Below are 17,096 nucleotides of genomic sequence, written 5' to 3' on the forward strand. Positions count from 1 at the left end.
CCCTCGGCCGCCCCGGCCGCCACCGCCACCGCCCCGCTTAGCGCCCCGGCCCCCGCCCCGGCCGCGCCGGCGCTCGACCCGGTCACCACCCAGGTCGTCGACCGGATCACCAGCATGGTCGACCGCGGCACCGGCACCCACCGGGTCACGATGAAGCTCAACCCCGAGCAGCTCGGCGAGGTCCGGATCGTCATGACGGTCCGCGACGGAGCCGTGCACGTCCGGCTCGCCGCCAGCGAGCACCAGGCGCACCAGTCGCTGGTCGAGGGCTCCGCGGAGCTGAACCGGCTGCTGGAGGCCGCGGGTGCCACCGACGCGCGGATCACGGTCCGCGAGAGCGGACGGAGCTCGGCCGGCGACCTCGGCCAGGGCACGTCCAACGGCTGGGCCTCGGGCTCCAGCACCACCGACCCCGGCGCCGGCGAGGGCCGCGCCTCGGGCCGGTCCCCGAACGAGCACGCAGGGACGCGTGCGGAGCAAGTCGCCACGGACGGCACCCACGACCCGCGACGGTTCGCCGCGGGCCAGACCGGAAACCGGTCGAACGAGTCGGTCACGTCGAGCCGGGTCTCCGGCCTCGACGTGACCATGTGAGGAGGAAGCCATGTCGGTTTCGGCAACCGAGGGCGTCACGTCGGGCATGTTCTCGACCCCGGACGCGAAGGCCGGCTCGAAGACGTCCAGCACGGACAAGGACATGTTCCTGCAGCTGCTGGTCGCCCAGATGAAGTACCAGGACCCGATGAACCCGACCGACTCCAGCCAGTTCCTGGCGCAGTCGGCCCAGTTCACCGCCCTGGAGAAGATGCAGGACGTCGCCGACAAGACGGCCCAGCTCTTCTCGGCGCAGGTCTCCTTCGGGGCCAGCGGCCTGATCGGCCGCTCGGTCACCTGGGTGGACGACAAGGGCGCCACCCAGAGCGGCACGGTCCACGGCGTCAACTTCGGCGCCGACGGCCCCGTCCTCGACGTCGGCAACGGGACCACCCTGCCGATCGCCTCCGTCCTCACCGTCGGCGACGGCAGCAGCCCGTCCGGCTCCTCGACCACCTCCGCGTAAGACCCGCGCAACCCATCAGAAGGGATCCACCATGCTTCGCTCGCTCTTCGCCGGCATCTCCGGCCTCCGCGTCAACCAGGCCATGCTCGACGTCACCGGCAACAACATCGCCAACGCGAACACCACCGGCTACAAGTCCAGCTCGACGGTCTTCTCCGACACCCTGAGCCAGATGCTCACCGGCGCGTCGGCCGCCAACGCGACCCGCGGCGGCACCAACCCGATCCAGATCGGCCTCGGCGTCCAGCTCGCCGCCACCAACGGCAACTTCACCCAGGGCTCGACCCAGACCACCGGTCGCCCGACCGACCTGATGCTCTCCGGCGACGGCATGTTCGTGGTGATGAAGGGCAACGAGCAGCTCTACACCCGCGCCGGCGCGTTCTCCTTCGACAACAACGGCACCCTGGTCGCACCGACCGGCAACCGGGTCCAGGGCTACGCCCTCGACGCCGCCGGGCTGCCGACCGGCGGTCTCGTCGACGTCACCCTCAGCACCGCCGGTCTGACCCCGCCCGTGCCGCCGGGCGTCCAGCTGACGTCGTACACGATCGGCAGCGACGGCAAGCTCCGCGGCATCTTCGACGACGGCATCCAGCGCGACATGGCGCAGATCGCCATCGCGGACTTCACCAACGTCCAGGGCCTCGAGAAGGTCGGCGACACGTCGTTCCGCGAGTCCGCCAACTCCGGCGTCGCCCAGCTCGGCGTCTCCGGCCAGGGCCGCCGCGGCACCATCCAGGCCGGCGCCCTGGAGATGTCGAACGTCGACCTCGCCGCCGAGTTCACCAACCTGATCCTCGCCCAGCGCGGCTTCCAGGCCAGCTCGCGGGTGATCACCACCTCCGACCAGGTGCTCGAGGACCTGGTCAACATCAAGCGCTGAGTTCGGCAAATCGTGGGGACAATGGTGGCTAATTGCCACGCTCCGATGCGCGTAGATCCCGCGATCTCCCCGTGGGGCAGATAGCGCGCAGCGCGACCAGAGTGGCAGGTGATGCTCAAGATGAGCGTCACCTGCCATTCGGCGTGTCGAGGAGCGGTGCAGACGCGGAAGGATGCAGCACAGTGAGTCACGTAAAGAACGGCGATCCGGAGCAGGCGGAGGTAGCAGGGATTCGGTGCCAGCGCCCCGGTCCAGCTTTCGTTCCTGAGCCGTTGCGGGTGCTGCTGTGAGTACCTGGGGCACCGGGGTGTTCGCGTGCGACCGCGGCGCCGATGTCCTCGACACGTACCGCGACCTCCTCGAGGACCAGGTACCGGACGCCGAGGCCACCGCCCGCATGTTGGAGGAGTGGTGCAACGGCGAGGACGACGAGGTGTACGAGGCGTGGCTGGCGCTGGCTGCCGCCCAGTACAAGTTCGGGCGCCTCGACGACTCCGTTCGTGACCGGGCGCTTGCTTTCATCGACTCCGGCGAAGCGCTGGGCTGGTGGGCCGAGGCGGGCGGGAGCGCACTCAGAAGCCGGAAGAACGCGCTTGCCAAGCTCCGGGACCAGCTGACCGGTCCCCCCAGGCCGCGCAAGTCGATGCGCAAACCCCGGAAGCGACCAACCGATCTTGAGGCCGGAATGGTGCTGTCCTACAGCCACACCGTCACCGGGCTCCCGCGGCTCGCTCTGTGGCGCGTGCTGCACGTGATGGACTCTCGTACGGAGGACGTGCCGGTGCTCGGGTGGCTGGCCTGGGACGGCGAAGAGACGCCCTCCCCGAGCGAACTAGAGCGGCTGGCCGTGCGGAGCCACAATACGTTGGCCCTTCCTCCGTCCCCCGATGAGGACCTTCCCGACGAGTTCCTAAGGCATCCAGCGACGTACACCGTTCACTGGGCCAAGGGACAGGACTGGCAGAGCGCCGGGTTCGTTCTCGTCGGCACCGTCACGTCCCGCGCGGACGACAGCGAAGCGTCGGGATGGACCGGACTGGGTTGGAACGTGCTGGCCGATGAGGCGCGGACGCACCTGAGTCGGAGGCCCGCGAAGTAGCGGGGAAGCCGCGAGTGGAGAGGTACGGGCCTGCTGAAGTTGTGGGCTGGTCCGTCCAGATTGCGCTCTCGGCCGGCGCTCGAGCACCCCAGCGAGCACTCAGATCAAGGATCCCTCAAATAGCCACCCTCATCCCCCTTGTTTGCCGAACTCATCAAGCGCTGAGGGTGAGCAACTCTTCACTGCCTTCGAGCTGACCTCTGGCTGTTCTGGATTCCGTCCCACTTTCAGCGTGTCGCGTTGCCTCCCTCTGGGTTCGCGACGAGTTTGATCCTGGGATCAACCAGACCAGCCAGAGGACAGCGGGCACTGAGATTTGCTTCAAAGCACGACCACCCGAGGAGGCACTGATGGTGGCCACCCCTGACCACGGCGACGGCGAGGCGGTCCGTCAACGGCGGGCAGCATGGCTTCCTGGAACATTTCTACTCATGCTGGTGTCGATGCTCGTCGTGACCAACGGAGCCGGCCACTTAGTCCGTGGAGTTCCCTTCGCCATCGGCGCTGGAGCCGCCTACCACGGGCTCAATCCCTTGCTTGCGCGGTACGGCCAAACCACCGGATCGCGCCCTGGCGATCTGTCCGCGATCCTGCGCCCGTCCTTCTACCGGTTCTTCCTGGAGGGCAAATGGCTGAGTTTCGGCCTGGTCTACAGCCTGGGTCTGAGTGTCCTGACTGTGCTGGCTTTCGTCGGTCTGGTAGCCGCTTCGTTGTTTGACTTCGTCTCTTGACGAGCCGCGGACAACTGGCCGACCGCTCAACCCGTGATTCAGCAGCTGCGATGGTTCGCGAAAGAGAGCAAGGCAATGTCGAGAGCCGACAAGGTATTCACAATCGTGGCTGCCGTCGGGGGCATCGGGTTCGTTCTGTGTCTCATCGCAGACGTTGGAGGCTTCCCGACCCTTGCTGCGTGGTCGATCGGTGCAATCGGCTGCGTGGAGTACCAAGTACGTCGGCACCGTGAGCGACGTCGACGGGGTGCATAACGACAGGATCGGCCCCTGATCCATGAGTGGGACTCGCTTCGCCAGCGGGCCTTTGCGCTAACTCGGCTCGTCCACCTCCAAGAAGGCAGGCATCGCGCCAGCACGAGGGAGACAATTAGCGTGAGCTTCGGTCAAGCTGCGCGGGTCAGGGCTGGAAGCGGTACCCCATCCCCGGCTCGTTGAGCAGGTACGCCGGCCGCGCCGGATCGACCTCGATCTTCTTGCGGAGCTGGCCCATGTACAGCCGCAGGTTGCCGCGCGCCGTCTCGTATCCCGGCCCCCACACCTCCAGCAGCAGCTGCTTCTGGCTGAGCAGCCGGCCGGGGTTGCGGACCAGCACCTCCAGCAGGTGCCACTCGGTCGGCGTCAGCCGGATGTCCTCGCCGTCGCGGATCAGCCGCCGGGCGCCGAGGTCGACGACCACGTCGCCGAACTCGACGACGGGCTGCTCCTCGCGCTCGCCGGCGCGACGCAGCATCGCGCGCAGCCGGGCGAGCAGCTCGTCCATCCCGAAGGGCTTGGTGACGTAGTCGTCCGCGCCGGCGTCCAGGGCGTCCACCTTGTCGGCGCTGTCGGTCCGACCGGAGAGAACCAGGATCGGGACCTGGGTCCATCCACGCAGCCCGGCCACCACGTCGGTGCCCTCCATGTCCGGGAGCCCGAGGTCGAGGACCACGATGTCGGGCGGGTGCGCCGCGGCGGCCCGGAGCGCGTCGGCCCCGGTCGCTGCGGTGTGCACCTCGTAGCGGCTCGCCCGCAGGTTGATGCCGAGCGCGCGCAGCAGCTGCGGCTCGTCGTCGACGACCAGGACCCGGGTCACGCCTCCACCTCCTCGTCGTCATGGCTCCCCCGGGCCGCCTCGGCCCGTTCGCGGTGACCCGGCGCGGTCGCCCCCGTGCCGGACCCGAGGTCCGCCGCCATCAGCGTGACCACCATCGTCATGCCGCCGCCCGGCGTCTCCTCCGGCTCCAGGCGACCACCCATCGCTTCGGTCAGGCCGCGCGCGAGCGCCAGGCCGAGTCCGATCCCGGTGGTGTTGTCCGTGTCGCCCATCCGCTGGAAGGGCAGGAACACGCTCGCCCACTCCTCCGGCGGGATGCCCGCTCCCCGGTCGACGACCCGCACCTGGACCTCGTCGCCGAGCCGGCTCGTGGTCACCACCGGCGGCGCCCCGGGAGGGGAGAACCGGACGGCGTTGGCGAGCAGGTTCGCGACCACACGCTCGAGCAGCCCGGCGTCGGCGCGTACCAGCGGCAGGTCCGCGGCGTGCTCGATGCTCACGATCCGACCCGCGACACCGAGGTCGTCCAGGCTGCGTGCGACGACCTCCTCGACCGCCGTCGGGCCGAGGTCGAGCTCGAGCGCCCCGGCCTGGAGCCGGCTCATGTCCAGCAGGTTGTCGATCAGAGCGGTGAGGCGGTCGAGCGACTCGTCGGCGGCGGCGAGCAGCTCCCGGCGGTCGTCGTCGCTGAGCACGATGCCGGCGCTGCGCAGGCTCGACACCGACGCCTTGGCCGCGGCGAGCGGGGTGCGCAGGTCGTGCCCGACCGCGGCGAGCAGGGCCGTCCGCATCTTGTTCGCCTCCGCGAGCGTCGTCGCCGAGGCCGCCTCCTCGGCCAGGCGCGCCTGCTCGACCAGCCCGGCGACCTGGGCGGCGGATGCCGAGACCAGGCGCTGGTCGTCCGCCTCCAGGATCCGTCCCCGCAGCGCGAGCAGGAGCCGCGGGCCCGCCGGGACCTCGTTCTCCGCCTCCCCGGGCGCGGTGCACGCGGGTCCGGCCGTGGCCCGCACGCCCCAGGTCTCGTCGGTCCGTTCGAGCAGCGTCACCGAGGTGAGCGCGAACGCCTCCCGCAGGCGTTCGAGGACCTCACCGAGCGCGTCCCGGTCCGCCAGTGCGCTCCCCACGATCGTCGCCAAGGTGCGGGACTCGGCCGCGGCGCGCGCCGCCTGACGGGTACGACGCGCCGCCAGGTCGACCGCCGAGGAGACCAGCATCGCCACCAGGATGAACACGAAGAGCGCGAGCGCGTTGTTGGTGTCGCTGATCGTGAGGGTGTGCAGCGGCGGGGTGAAGAAGTAGTTGATCATGGCCGAGCCGAGGACCGCCGCGATGAGCGCCGGCGCGAGTCCGCCGACGAGCGCGACCACGACCGTGGCGAGCAGGAACAGCAGCATGTCGCTGACTAGGTTCAGGTCGTCGCGGACCGGGATCAGGCAGACCGTGAGCAGGACCGGGAGGAGCACGCCGAGGACGAAGCCGCGGATCCGGCGGCGCCGGCTCAGGCTCCCCCCGCGTGCCGGCAGGCGGAGCCCGCGACCGACCTCCTTGTGGGTGACCACGTGCACGTCGATGTCCCCGGAGGAGCGGATCACCTCGCTCGCCTCGCCCGGCTGGAAGAGCCGCTTCCACGCCGGGCGGCGGCTGTCACCGAGGACCAGCTGGGTGGCGTTCTCGGCCTCGGCGAAGGTGAGCAGCGACTGCGCGACGTCCTCGCCGAGGACCTGGTGGTAGCTCCCGCCGAGCGACTCGACGAGCAGCCGCTGCTCGGCGAGCGCACCTGCACTGGCGCCGGCGATGCCGTCGGAGCGGGCGACGTGCACGGCCAGCAGGTCACCGCGGGAGGACCGCGCGGCGATCCGGGCGGCCCGCCGGATCAGGGTCTCGCCCTCCGGGCCGCCGGTGAGCGCGACCACCACCCGCTCCCGCGCCTCCCAGGTGCCGGTGATCTCGTGCTGCTCGCGGTAGTGCTGCAACGCGTCGTCGACCCGGTCCGCGGTCCACAGCAGCGCGAGCTCGCGGAGCGCGTTGAGGTTGCCGGGGCGGAAGTAGTTGGAGAGCGCCGCGTCGATCTTCTCGGGCGCGTAGACGTTCCCGTGGGCGAGCCGGCGGCGCAGCGCCTCGGCGGACATGTCCTCGAGCTCGATCTGGTCCGCGGCCCGGACGACCGCGTCCGGCACCGTCTCCTGCTGCGGGACGCCGGTGATCTTCTCGACGACGTCGTTGACCGACTCCAGGTGCTGGATGTTGACCGTGGTGATGACGTCGACGCCGGCGGCGAGCAGCTCCTCGACGTCCTGCCAGCGTTTCTCGTTGCGGGAGCCCGGGACGTTGGTGTGCGCCAGCTCGTCGACCAGCGCGACCTTCGGGTGCCGGCTCAGCACCGCGTCGACGTCCATCTCGGTGAACTCGGCGCCGCGGTGCACCAGGGTCCGGCGCGGCACCACCTCGAGCCCCTCGACCATCTGCTCGGTGAAGTGGCGCCCGTGGGTCTCCACGAACGCCACCACCACGTCGGTCCCGCGGTCGCGCCGGCGGTGCCCCTCGCCGAGCATGGCGTAGGTCTTGCCCACGCCCGGCGCGGCGCCGAGGTAGACGCGCAACCGCCCGCGGTTTCCCATGGGCCTAGTCTGCCGCGTCGGCGGCACGGTCGAGGGCCAGGTTGAGCTCGACGACGTCGACGTGCGGCTCGCCGAGGAAGCCGAGGACCCGCTCGGAGGTGGCCTGCGCGACCAGTGTCCGGACGGCGGACTCGGTGAGGCCGCGTTCCCGGGCGACCCGCGGCACCTGCAAGGCGGCGTACGCCGGGCTGATGTCCGGGTCCAGTCCGGAGGCGCTCGCCTGCAGCGCGTCGGCGGGGACCTTCGCCGGGTCCGTGCCCTCGAGCTCGGCGACTGCGGCCCGGCGGTCCGCGACCGCCCGGAGCAGGTCCGGGCTCTCCGGGCCGAGGTTCGACGCGCCGCTCGCCCGCCCGTCGTAGCCGTCGCCGGCCGCGGACGGCCGGCTCTGGAAGTAGCCGTTCTCGCCGTCGAAGGACTGGCCGATCAGCGACGAGCCGACCACCGTGCCGTCGCGGTGCAGGAGCGAGCCGTCGGCACGCCCCGGCACCACCGCCTGGGCGAAGCCGGTGAGGGCCAGGGGGTAGGCCAGCCCGAGGAGGACGGTCAGCGTGACCACCGCGCGCACGGCCGGTCCGAGCTGGCGCAGGAAGAGGGTGAACATGGTCGATGCCTTTCAGCCGATCCCGGGGATCCGCGAGATCACCAGGTCGAGCAGCTTGATACCGATGAAGGGCGCGATGATGCCGCCGATGCCGTAGATCGCCAGGTTGCGGCGGAGCATGGCGGCGGCCGAGGACGGCGTGTACCGGACCCCGCGCAGGGCCAGCGGGATGAGCGCGACGATGACCAGCGCGTTGAAGACCACCGCCGAGAGGATCGCCGACTCGGGGCTGTCCAGCCCCATCACGTTGAGCCGGTCCAGCGCCGGGTACACCCCGGCGAACATCGCCGGGATGATCGCGAAGTACTTCGCGACGTCGTTGGCGATGGAGAACGTGGTCAGCGCTCCACGGGTGATGAGCAGCTGCTTGCCGATCTCGACGATCTCGATGAGCTTGGTCGGGTTGGAGTCGAGGTCGACCATGTTGCCGGCCTCCTTGGCCGACGAGGTGCCGCTGTTCATGGCGACCCCGACGTCGGCCTGGGCCAGCGCCGGCGCGTCGTTGGTGCCGTCGCCGGTCATCGCGACCAGCCGGCCGCCCTCCTGCTCCTTCTTGATCAGCGCCATCTTGTCCTCGGGCGTGGCCTCGGCCAGGAAGTCGTCGACCCCGGCCTCCTCCGCGATCGCGCGCGCGGTGAGCGGGTTGTCCCCGGTGATCATCACGGTGCGGATCCCCATCCGGCGCATCTCGTCGAAGCGCTCCCGCATGCCCTCCTTGACGACGTCCTTGAGGTGGATCACCCCCAGCGCGCGGGCGGGGCCGCCGGCGCGCCGCTCGGCGACGACCAGCGGCGTACCGCCGCTCGCCGCGATCGCGTCCACTGTCGCGCTGATCTCCCCGCCGGTGTGCCCGCCGTTCGCGCGCACCCAGGAGAGCACCGCGGCGGCGGCACCCTTGCGGATCTCCCGGCTGGTCCCGTTCTCGGCGAGGTCGACACCGGACATCCGGGTCTGCGCCGTGAAGGGGACGAAGGTGGCGCTGGGCAGCTCACCGGTGTCGCGCTCGCGCAAGCCGAAGCTCCGCTTCACCAGTACGACGACCGAGCGCCCCTCGGGGGTCTCGTCGGCCAGGCTGGACAGCTGTGCCGCATCGGCCAGCTCGGCTCCGCCGACCTCGGCCACCGGGATGAGCTCGACCGCCTGCCGGTTGCCGAGGGTGATCGTGCCGGTCTTGTCGAGCAGCAGCGTGTTGACGTCACCGGCGGCCTCCACGGCCCGCCCCGACATCGCCAGCACGTTGTGCTGGACCAGCCGGTCCATGCCGGCGATGCCGATCGCGGAGAGGAGCGCGCCGATCGTCGTCGGGATCAGGCAGACGAGCAACGCGACCAGGACGAAGACGGTCTGCTCGGCACCGGAGAAGACCGCGAACGGCTGCAGGCTCACGGTCGCGGCGACGAACACGATCGTCAGGCTCGCCAGCAGGATGTTCAGCGCGATCTCGTTCGGCGTCTTCTGCCGGCTCGCTCCCTCGACGAGGGCGATCATCCGGTCGATGAAGCTCTCCCCCGGCTTCGCGGTGATCTCCACGACGATCCGGTCGGACAGCACCCGGGTCCCGCCGGTGACCGAGCTCCGGTCACCGCCGGACTCGCGGATCACCGGCGCGGACTCGCCGGTGATGGCCGACTCGTCCACGCTCGCGACGCCCTGGACGACGTCGCCGTCGCCCGGGATGATCTCGCCGGCCTCGACGACCACCCGGTCGCCGAGCCGCAGCTGCGGGGCCGGCACCGGCTCGAGGCTCCCGTCGGGGAGCAGCCGGCTCGCGACCGTGTCGGTCTTGGCCCGGCGCAGCGTCGCCGCCTGCGCCTTGCCGCGCCCCTCGGCGACGGCTTCGGCCAGGTTCGCGAAGATCACCGTCAGCCAGAGCCAGACCACGATCCACCAGGCGAACGCGCCGCTGTGGCTGAACGCACTCACGGTCGAGAAGACCGCGCCGACCTCGACCACGAACATGACCGGGTTGCGCACCATCACCCGGGGGTCGAGCTTGCGCAACGCGTCCGGCAAGGACGTGAGCAGCATCTTCGGGTCGAGCAGGCCGCCGCCGATCCGGCCGGGAGCCGGGGACGGAGCCGTGACGGGAACAGTGGTCATCAGAGGCCTTCCGCGAGGGGACCGAGAGCGAGGACGGGGAAGAAGGTCAGGCCGGCGACGATCACCGTGACGCCGACGAGCATCCCCACGAAGAGCGGACCGTGGGTGGGCAACGTCCCGGAGGTCTCCGGGACCTCCTGCTGCCGCGCCAGCGAGCCCGCCAGGGCCAGGACGAGGATGATCGGCAGGAACCGGCCGAGCAGCATCGCGAGCCCCAGCGCGACGTTGTAGAACGGCGTGTTCGCCGAGAGTCCGGCGAACGCCGAGCCGTTGTTGTTGGCCGCCGACGTGAACGCGTAGAGCACCTCGGAAAGCCCGTGCGGTCCCGCGCTGAGCATCGAGGACCGTGGGCCGGCGAAGGACATCGCGACCCCGGTGCCGATCAGCACCAGCAGCGGCATCGTGAGGAGGTACAGCGAGACCAGCTTGATCTCCCGCGCGGTGATCTTCTTGCGCAGGTACTCCGGCGTGCGGCCGACCATCAGACCACCGACGAAGACGGTCATGATCGCCAGCACCAGCATCCCGTAGAGGCCCGAGCCGACACCGCCGGGTGCGACCTCACCGAGCCCCATGTTGAAGATCAGCAAGCCGCCGCCGACCCCGGTGAAGGAGGAGTGGAACGAGTTCACCGCACCGGTCGAGGTCCCGGTCGTCGAGACCGCGAACAGCGAGGACGCCCATTCGCCGAACCGGGTCTCCTTGCCTTCCATCGAGGCACCGGCCGCCTGGAGGGCCGAGCCCGGGTGATGCACCTCGAGGGCGGTCACGGCGACGACCAGGGCGATCCAGATGAAAGCCATCGTCGCGAGCACGGCGTACCCCTGGCGCTTGTCGCCGACCATCAGGCCGAAGGTGCGGGTGAGGGCGACCGGGATCAGCAGGAGCAGGAAGTTCTCGAGCAGGTTGCTGAGCGCGTTGGGATTCTCGAACGGGTGCGAGGAGTTGGCGTTGAAGAACCCACCACCGTTGGTCCCGAGCTCCTTGATGGCCTCCTGGGAGGCCACCGGGCCGCCCGGGAGCGACTGGTGCGCCCCGGCCAGGGTGTGCACGTCGGTCGCGCCGTGCAGGTTCTGGATCGCGCCCATCAGGATGAGCGCCACGGCACCGACGACGGCGAGCGGGAGCAGCACCCGGACCAGGATCCGGGTCAGGTCGACCCAGAAGTTGCCGAGCCGGTCGGTGCGGGAGCGCACGAAGCCCCGGATCAGGGCGACGGCGACGCAGATGCCGACGGCGGCGGAGACGAAGTTCTGCACCGCCAGGCCGCCCATCTGCACCAGGTGGCCCATCGTGGACTCCCCGGAGTAGGCCTGCCAGTTGGTGTTGGTCACGAACGACGCGGCGGTGTTGAACGCGAGCGCGGGGTCGACCCTGCCGAACCCCAGCGACCAGGGCAGTTCGGGCTGCAGTCGCTGCAGCAGGTAGAGCGCCAGCAGGCTGACCACGGAGAACGCGAGCAGCGAGATCGCGTAGACCGACCAGCGCTGGTCGGCCCGGGCGTCCACGCCGAAGACCCGGTACAGCCCCCGCTCGACACGGAGGTCCTTCTCGGTGGTGAGGACCCGGGCGAGGTAGCCGCCGAGCGGGCGGTAGCACAGCGCCAGGGCAGCGATCAGTGCGCCGGCCTGGAGCAGGCCGGCCGTGGTGTCGGACATGTCAGAAACGCTCCGGGAAGAGGAGGGCCACCAGCAGGTAGCCGAGGATCAGGACGCTGAGGACCAGACCGATCAGGTTCTCGGTACTCACAGGCGGTCCACCGCCTTGAGGACCAGGAGCGCCACGACGAAGAAGCCGAGGGTGAGCGCCACGTAGAGCAGGTCACCCACGGCGGCGCTCCACGGCGAAGGGCGTGCCGGCAACCGCCTGGTGGACGGCGTACGCGATCACGACGGTGGCCGCGACGAAGCCGCCGAGGCGGGCCAGGTCGGCACCGGCGAGGGTGAGCCGACCGAGCGTGTTCTCGGTGAAGCCGGTGTAGAAGGCCCAGCCGACCAGGCCGAGCGCGGCCGCCGGCAGGCCGGGGACGCGAGCCGCGGCGAGTCCGGCGACGATGATCGCGGCGCAGGCCGTGTCGATCGCGTCCAGGCCGGTGGCGGAGCTGACGAGGAACGTGATGACCAGGAGACCGGTCGCGATCCCGAACCAGACTCCGGGTTCGTCGACCATCGCGGGTCGGAGCTGAGTTGCCATGGCTCCAGGAAAGCCCCGGCGGAGCCGCCGGGCACGGCCCCTAACGGGCCCCTAACCGAAAGGCCGCGGATCCTGACACCTTTCCCCCGGCGCCGGTGGACCGTCCGGGCGTTAGGGACCTGTTAGGAGCCCGTTAGGACACTTGCGCGGATGCTTCCATGGCAGGGTGACCGTCCCCGTTGCGGACCCCGAGGTGACCCCCGGCCGCCTCAAGACCTGGCTCTTCGCCGACACCACCACCGCCCCCGACGAGCACCTCGGCCCGTACGCCGCGGAGCAGGAGACCGAGCGCCGCCACCCCTGGTGGAAGGTGATGTGCCTGACCGGTGTCGACTACTTCTCCACCCTGGGCTACCAGCCCGGGATCGCGGCACTGGCCGCCGGCGCGGTCGCCCCGATCGCCACCGTCGTCCTGGTCCTGCTCACGCTCTTCGGCGCCCTGCCGGTCTACCGCCGGGTGGCGGAGGAGAGCCCGCACGGCCAGGGCTCGATCTCGATGCTGGAGCGGTTGCTGCCGTTCTGGCGCGGCAAGCTGTTCGTGCTGGTCCTGCTCGGGTTCGCCGCCACCGACTTCATGATCACGATGACGCTGTCCGCGGCCGACGCGAGCGCGCACGTGACCGAGAACCCGCACGTGCCGGACTTCGTGAACGGCCACGAGGTCGCGATCACGCTCGGACTGCTCGCCCTCCTCGGCGTCGTCTTCCTCCGCGGCTTCAAGGAGGCCATCGGCGTCGCCGTCGTGCTGGTGGTGATCTACCTGGCGCTGAACTTCGTGGTGATCGGGGTGTCCTTCGTCCACGTCTTCGAGCACCCGCACGTCGTCGGCGACTGGATGAACCTGCTCCAGACCGACCACGGCAGCGCCCTGGCCGTCATCGGGGTGGCCCTGCTGGTCTTCCCGAAGCTCGCCCTGGGCCTGTCCGGCTTCGAGACCGGGGTCGCGGTGATGAGCCACGTCGAGGGCGACCCGACCGACACCGAGGAGCAGCCGACCGGGCGGATCCGGAACACCAAGAAGCTGCTGCTGGCCGCGGCCGCGATCATGAGCGCGTACCTGATCGCGAGCAGCCTGGTGACGACCTGGCTGATCCCGCCGGCGGCGTTCGAGGACGGCGGCGCTGCGTCCGGGCGCGCACTCGCCTACCTGGCCCACGAGTACCTCGGCGACGCCTTCGGCACCGTGTACGACGTCTCCACGATCGCGATCCTCTGGTTCGCCGGCGCGTCGGCGATGGCCGGCCTGCTCAACCTGGTCCCCCGCTACCTGCCGCGGTACGGGATGGCGCCGGAGTGGTCGGCGGCGGTGCGCCCGCTGGTGCTCGTGCTCATCACGATCGCGTTCGTCATCACCTGGATCTTCGAGGCCGACGTCAACGCCCAGGGCGGGGCCTACGCCACCGGTGTGCTGGTGCTGATCACCTCGGCGGCCGTGGCGGTGACCCTGGCGGCGCGGCGGGCCGGGCAGCGGAAGCTCGCGGTCGCGTTCGCGGTGATCGCGCTGATCTTCGTCTACACCACGATCGACAACGTCCTGGAGCGTCCCGACGGCCTCAAGATCGGCGCGCTGTTCATCGCCGCGATCATCGCGGTCTCGATCGCCTCGCGGCTGCTGCGCGCCTTCGAGCTGCGGACCACCGAGGTCCGCCTCGACCCGACGGCCGAGCTGTTCGTGCGCGACTGCGCCCGCCGGACGATCCGGTTCGTCGCGAACGAGCCCGACGACCGCGACCGGGAGGAGTACCGGCGCAAGGTCGAGCAGATCCTCGACGACAACGACCTCCCGGACTCCCAGGACGTCGTCTTCGTCGAGGTCACCCTGACCGACCCGTCCGACTTCGAGTCGGTGATCGAGGTCCGCGGCGAGGTGATGCACGGCAAGTACCGGGTGCTGACCCTGGAGTCCCCGACGGTGCCGAACGCGCTGGCCGCGATGCTCCTGCACGTCCGCGACCTCACCGGGGTCCGCCCGCACGTCTACTTCGAGTGGACCGAGGGCAGCCCGATCCCGAACCTGCTCCGGTTCCTGCTCTTCGGGGTCGGCGAGGTGGCACCGGTGACCCGGGAGGTGCTCCGCCGGGCCGAGCCCGACCGGCGGCGGCGCCCGCACGTGCACGCGGGCTGACCCGAACGGATCAGCCGGAACTGGGACCCTCGTCCCGCTCAGGTCGGCTCGGCGACGGCCGATGAACACCTGCGAAGGGCCACGGACGGCCCGGGAACCACGCACAAGGAAGGTGCGCCATGATCACGCTCACGCGACTCTCGGGGTCGGCGTTCGTCCTGAACTCCGACCTGATCGAGCGCATCGACAGCACCCCCGACACGGTGGTCACGCTGGTCGACGGCAAGAAGTACGTCGTCACCGAGACCCTGGCGGAGATCATCGACGCGGTCCGGACCTACCGCGCGCACGTCATCGCCGTCAGCTCGCTGATCGCGGACCCGGTGCCCGGTCTCCACCACGACGACGACCTGCGTCCGTCCGCGGCCCAGGTCGCGGCCGACCGCCCGCTCGCCACGGTCGCCCAGCTGCCCTCGACCGGGCACGGGGAGGCCTGATGGATCCGGCACCCGCGATCGGGATCGGCGGCGGATTCGCCGTCGTCATCGCCGCCAACGTCCTCGAGGGCGGCAACCCGATGAGCCTGCTCCTCGGCCCGCCGCTGCTGCTCGTCTTCGGCACGACCATCCTGGTCTGCGTCGCCGGCGGCACGATGATGGACGCGAAGAACATCGTCCCCTCGCTCAAGCGCGCCTTCACCGGCAAGGTCGAGCCGGCCGGGGCGATGATCCCCGAGGTGGTCTCGCTCGCCGAGCGCGCCCGCCGCGAGGGCCTGCTCTCGCTGGAGGAGTCGCTGACCACCATCGACGACGAGTTCCTGGTCAAGGGCGTCACGATGGCGATCGACGGCACCGACCCCGAGGAGCTGCGCGACATCCTGGAGGCCGAGGTCTACGCGAAGCGGGCCGAGGACAAGCAGGCCGCGAAGTTCTTCGCCGACGCCGGCGCCTACGCCCCGACGATCGGCATCATCGGCACCGTCATGGGTCTCGTGCACGTGCTCGAGAACCTGGCCGCGCCCGCCGAGCTGGGCCACCTGATCGCCGGCGCCTTCGTGGCGACGCTGTGGGGCGTCGCGTCGGCGAACGTGATCTGGCTGCCGCTGAGCAGCCGGCTCAAGCGCCTCACCGAGCTCGAGTGCGCCCGGATGGAGCTCGCCATCGAGGGTGTCGCGGCGATCCAGGCGGGCTCGAACCCGCGGATCATCGCGCAGAAGCTGCGCTCCCTGCTGCCCTCGGGCCAGCAGGCCGAGGCGGAGGCCGCGTAATGCCCCGCCGGAAGCGCCACGAGCAGCACGAGGAGCACGAGAACCACGAACGCTGGCTGGTCACCTACGCCGACATGGTGACCCTGCTGATGGTGCTCTTCATCGTCATGTTCGCGATGAGCCAGGTCGACCAGAAGAAGTACGACGCCCTCCGCGACGGCCTCGCCGCCGGGTTCGGACAGTCGCCGTCGATCAAGAGCGGCAACGCCTCGATCCTGGAGCAGACCGGCACCACGGCGGTGCAGTCGATCGTGCCGTCCACGGTCGACGTCGTCGGCAAGAGCATGGAGACGCCGGCGACCTCGAAGGCGATCGCGGAGCACGAGCAGGCCAAAGCCTCGGTGCAGCGCGCGGACGCCGTCGCCGAGGTGAGACGGCTCGACGACCTGATCCGCCGCCTGTACGCCGCCCTGCGCAAGCACCACCTCGAGGACGACGTCCAGACCACGATCGACGAGCGCGGCCTGGTGGTCAGCCTGGTCTCGCGGCACGTGGTCTTCGAGCCGAACCTGGCCAGCCTGACGACGCGCGGCGCCCTGATCGTGGACACGCTCGCGCCGGTCCTGCGCGACATCCCGGACCCGCTGCAGATCGACGGCCACACCAACCAGGTGAAGGTGAAGCCGAAGTACTACCCGAGCGACTGGGACCTGTCCTCGGCCCGCGCGGTCACCGTGCTGCGCCGGCTGAACGAGCAGGACGCCGTCCCGGCACGCCGCCTGACCGCCTCGGCGTTCGGGCACACCAAGCCGCTGATCGACCCGGCGAAGCCCGGCTCGCAGAGGGTGAACAAGCGCGTCGACATCGTCATCCTGTCGTCGCTGCCCGACGAGACCCGTGCACTGATCAACGACGTCATCCGCGAACGCCGAGCCGAGGGAGGGCTCTCATGACTGTGACTGCGATGCCGCAGCCGACCGCCACCGACGAGGCGGCGACGGCGGAACCGAAGAAGAGCAAGAAGAAGCTGATCATCGTGCTGGTCACGGTGCTCGCCCTCGCGGGCGGCGCGTACTGGTTCACGAAGCCGGCTCCGAAGGGGCCGCCGAAGGCGGGCGAGGTCGTGAAGCTGGACCCGATCCAGGTCAACCTGGCCGCGGGCCACTACCTGCGGGTCGGGATCGCGCTCCAGCTCGTCGAGGGGGCCAAGGAGGCCGACGGCAGCAAGGCGCTGGACTCCACGATCGCGATCTTCTCCGGTCTGCAGATGAGCGACGTCAACGACGGGAAGCACCGCGAGGAGTACCGCAAGGCCCTGGTGAAGAAGCTCGGCGAGCTCTACGAGCACGAGGTGATGGACGTCTACCTGACGGAGTTCGTCACGCAGTAGACCGACGGGTGACCCGGGAACGGCCCGGGAACGACCCTGACTACCCCCACCTAGTCCGTCCGGACCCCCTCACGGGGCCGTCCGGATGGGAAAACCCGGGATTTCCGTCC

At 70.3% G+C, this 17,096-nt stretch carries 17 protein-coding genes; 10 read left to right on the plus strand and 7 right to left on the minus strand.

Translation table 11 applies throughout. The features are described 5' to 3' along the window. The 5 genes from AB4Y76_RS16145 to AB4Y76_RS16165 form a co-directional block, all read left to right on the plus strand. Nucleotides 1-594, plus strand: a 594-nt coding sequence (locus tag AB4Y76_RS16145) for a flagellar hook-length control protein FliK (RefSeq protein ID WP_441927080.1), incomplete at its 5' end; no start/stop codon positions are given. A gap of 10 nt (nt 595-604) precedes the next feature. Continuing rightward, nucleotides 605-1,060, plus strand: coding sequence for a flagellar hook assembly protein FlgD (locus AB4Y76_RS16150; RefSeq protein ID WP_441927082.1), 456 nt, complete (start codon nt 605-607; stop codon nt 1,058-1,060). A 31-nt stretch (nt 1,061-1,091) separates the two neighbouring features. Beyond that, a complete protein-coding gene (locus tag AB4Y76_RS16155; protein ID WP_441927084.1) occupies nt 1,092-1,946 on the plus strand; it encodes a flagellar hook-basal body complex protein in 855 nt (284 codons plus the stop codon). A 286-nt stretch (nt 1,947-2,232) separates the two neighbouring features. Then, nucleotides 2,233-3,045: a hypothetical protein gene (locus AB4Y76_RS16160; protein WP_441927086.1), complete on the plus strand. Its 813-nt coding sequence runs from the start codon at nt 2,233-2,235 to the stop codon at nt 3,043-3,045. 350 nt (nt 3,046-3,395) lie between these two features. Next, the gene (locus AB4Y76_RS16165; protein WP_441927088.1) at nt 3,396-3,776 is read left to right on the plus strand and encodes a hypothetical protein; all 381 of its coding nucleotides are present in this window, start codon (nt 3,396-3,398) and stop codon (nt 3,774-3,776) included. 400 nt (nt 3,777-4,176) lie between these two features. Here AB4Y76_RS16165 and AB4Y76_RS16170 read toward each other — a convergent pair whose 3' ends face one another. The 7 genes from AB4Y76_RS16170 to AB4Y76_RS16200 form a co-directional block, all read right to left on the minus strand. Beyond that, on the minus strand, nt 4,177-4,851 hold the full coding sequence (locus tag AB4Y76_RS16170) for a response regulator (RefSeq protein WP_441927089.1): 675 nt from the start codon (nt 4,849-4,851) through the stop codon (nt 4,177-4,179). After that, a complete protein-coding gene (locus tag AB4Y76_RS16175; RefSeq protein ID WP_441927091.1) occupies nt 4,848-7,430 on the minus strand; it encodes a DUF4118 domain-containing protein in 2,583 nt (860 codons plus the stop codon). Before AB4Y76_RS16175 ends, AB4Y76_RS16170 begins: the two co-directional genes overlap by 4 nt. A gap of 4 nt (nt 7,431-7,434) precedes the next feature. After that, a complete protein-coding gene (gene kdpC / locus AB4Y76_RS16180) occupies nt 7,435-8,031 on the minus strand; it encodes a potassium-transporting ATPase subunit KdpC (RefSeq protein ID WP_441927093.1) in 597 nt (198 codons plus the stop codon). Between the two features lie 12 nt (nt 8,032-8,043). Continuing rightward, nucleotides 8,044-10,131 carry a potassium-transporting ATPase subunit KdpB gene (gene kdpB, locus AB4Y76_RS16185; RefSeq protein WP_441927095.1) on the minus strand — a complete coding sequence of 696 codons (2,088 nt, stop codon included), beginning with the start codon at nt 10,129-10,131 and terminating at the stop codon, nt 8,044-8,046. Further along, nucleotides 10,131-11,789: a potassium-transporting ATPase subunit KdpA gene (kdpA, locus tag AB4Y76_RS16190; RefSeq protein ID WP_441927097.1), complete on the minus strand. Its 1,659-nt coding sequence runs from the start codon at nt 11,787-11,789 to the stop codon at nt 10,131-10,133. Before kdpA ends, kdpB begins: the two co-directional genes overlap by 1 nt. Nucleotide 11,790: 1 nt before the next feature. Further along, nucleotides 11,791-11,880 carry a K(+)-transporting ATPase subunit F gene (gene kdpF, locus AB4Y76_RS16195; RefSeq protein WP_441927099.1) on the minus strand — a complete coding sequence of 30 codons (90 nt, stop codon included), beginning with the start codon at nt 11,878-11,880 and terminating at the stop codon, nt 11,791-11,793. Nucleotides 11,881-11,952: 72 nt separating this feature from the next. Further along, nucleotides 11,953-12,324 carry a hypothetical protein gene (locus AB4Y76_RS16200; RefSeq protein ID WP_441927101.1) on the minus strand — a complete coding sequence of 124 codons (372 nt, stop codon included), beginning with the start codon at nt 12,322-12,324 and terminating at the stop codon, nt 11,953-11,955. Nucleotides 12,325-12,490: 166 nt separating this feature from the next. On the opposite strand from AB4Y76_RS16200, the gene AB4Y76_RS16205 reads away from it, so the two are divergent. The 5 genes from AB4Y76_RS16205 to AB4Y76_RS16225 all read left to right on the plus strand — a co-directional run bounded on the left by AB4Y76_RS16205 (nt 12,491) and on the right by AB4Y76_RS16225 (nt 16,986). Further along, nucleotides 12,491-14,449, plus strand: a complete 1,959-nt coding sequence (locus AB4Y76_RS16205; RefSeq protein WP_441927103.1) for an amino acid transporter — start codon at nt 12,491-12,493, stop codon at nt 14,447-14,449. A 119-nt stretch (nt 14,450-14,568) separates the two neighbouring features. Further along, on the plus strand, nt 14,569-14,886 hold the full coding sequence (locus tag AB4Y76_RS16210) for a flagellar FlbD family protein (RefSeq protein WP_441927105.1): 318 nt from the start codon (nt 14,569-14,571) through the stop codon (nt 14,884-14,886). Continuing rightward, nucleotides 14,886-15,656: a motility protein A gene (locus AB4Y76_RS16215; RefSeq protein WP_441927107.1), complete on the plus strand. Its 771-nt coding sequence runs from the start codon at nt 14,886-14,888 to the stop codon at nt 15,654-15,656. Before AB4Y76_RS16210 ends, AB4Y76_RS16215 begins: the two co-directional genes overlap by 1 nt. Further along, nucleotides 15,656-16,549 carry a flagellar motor protein MotB gene (locus AB4Y76_RS16220; RefSeq protein WP_441927109.1) on the plus strand — a complete coding sequence of 298 codons (894 nt, stop codon included), beginning with the start codon at nt 15,656-15,658 and terminating at the stop codon, nt 16,547-16,549. The genes AB4Y76_RS16215 and AB4Y76_RS16220 overlap by 1 nt, the downstream gene beginning before the upstream one ends. Then, complete coding sequence (locus tag AB4Y76_RS16225) at nt 16,546-16,986, plus strand: flagellar basal body-associated FliL family protein (protein WP_441927111.1); 441 nt, start codon at nt 16,546-16,548, stop codon at nt 16,984-16,986. The genes AB4Y76_RS16220 and AB4Y76_RS16225 overlap by 4 nt, the downstream gene beginning before the upstream one ends. The last annotated feature ends 110 nt before the right edge of the window (nt 16,987-17,096 follow it).

Origin of the sequence: Marmoricola sp. RAF53, from assembly GCF_052114005.1 — a bacterium.
Taxonomy (GTDB): domain Bacteria; phylum Actinomycetota; class Actinomycetes; order Propionibacteriales; family Nocardioidaceae; genus Marmoricola.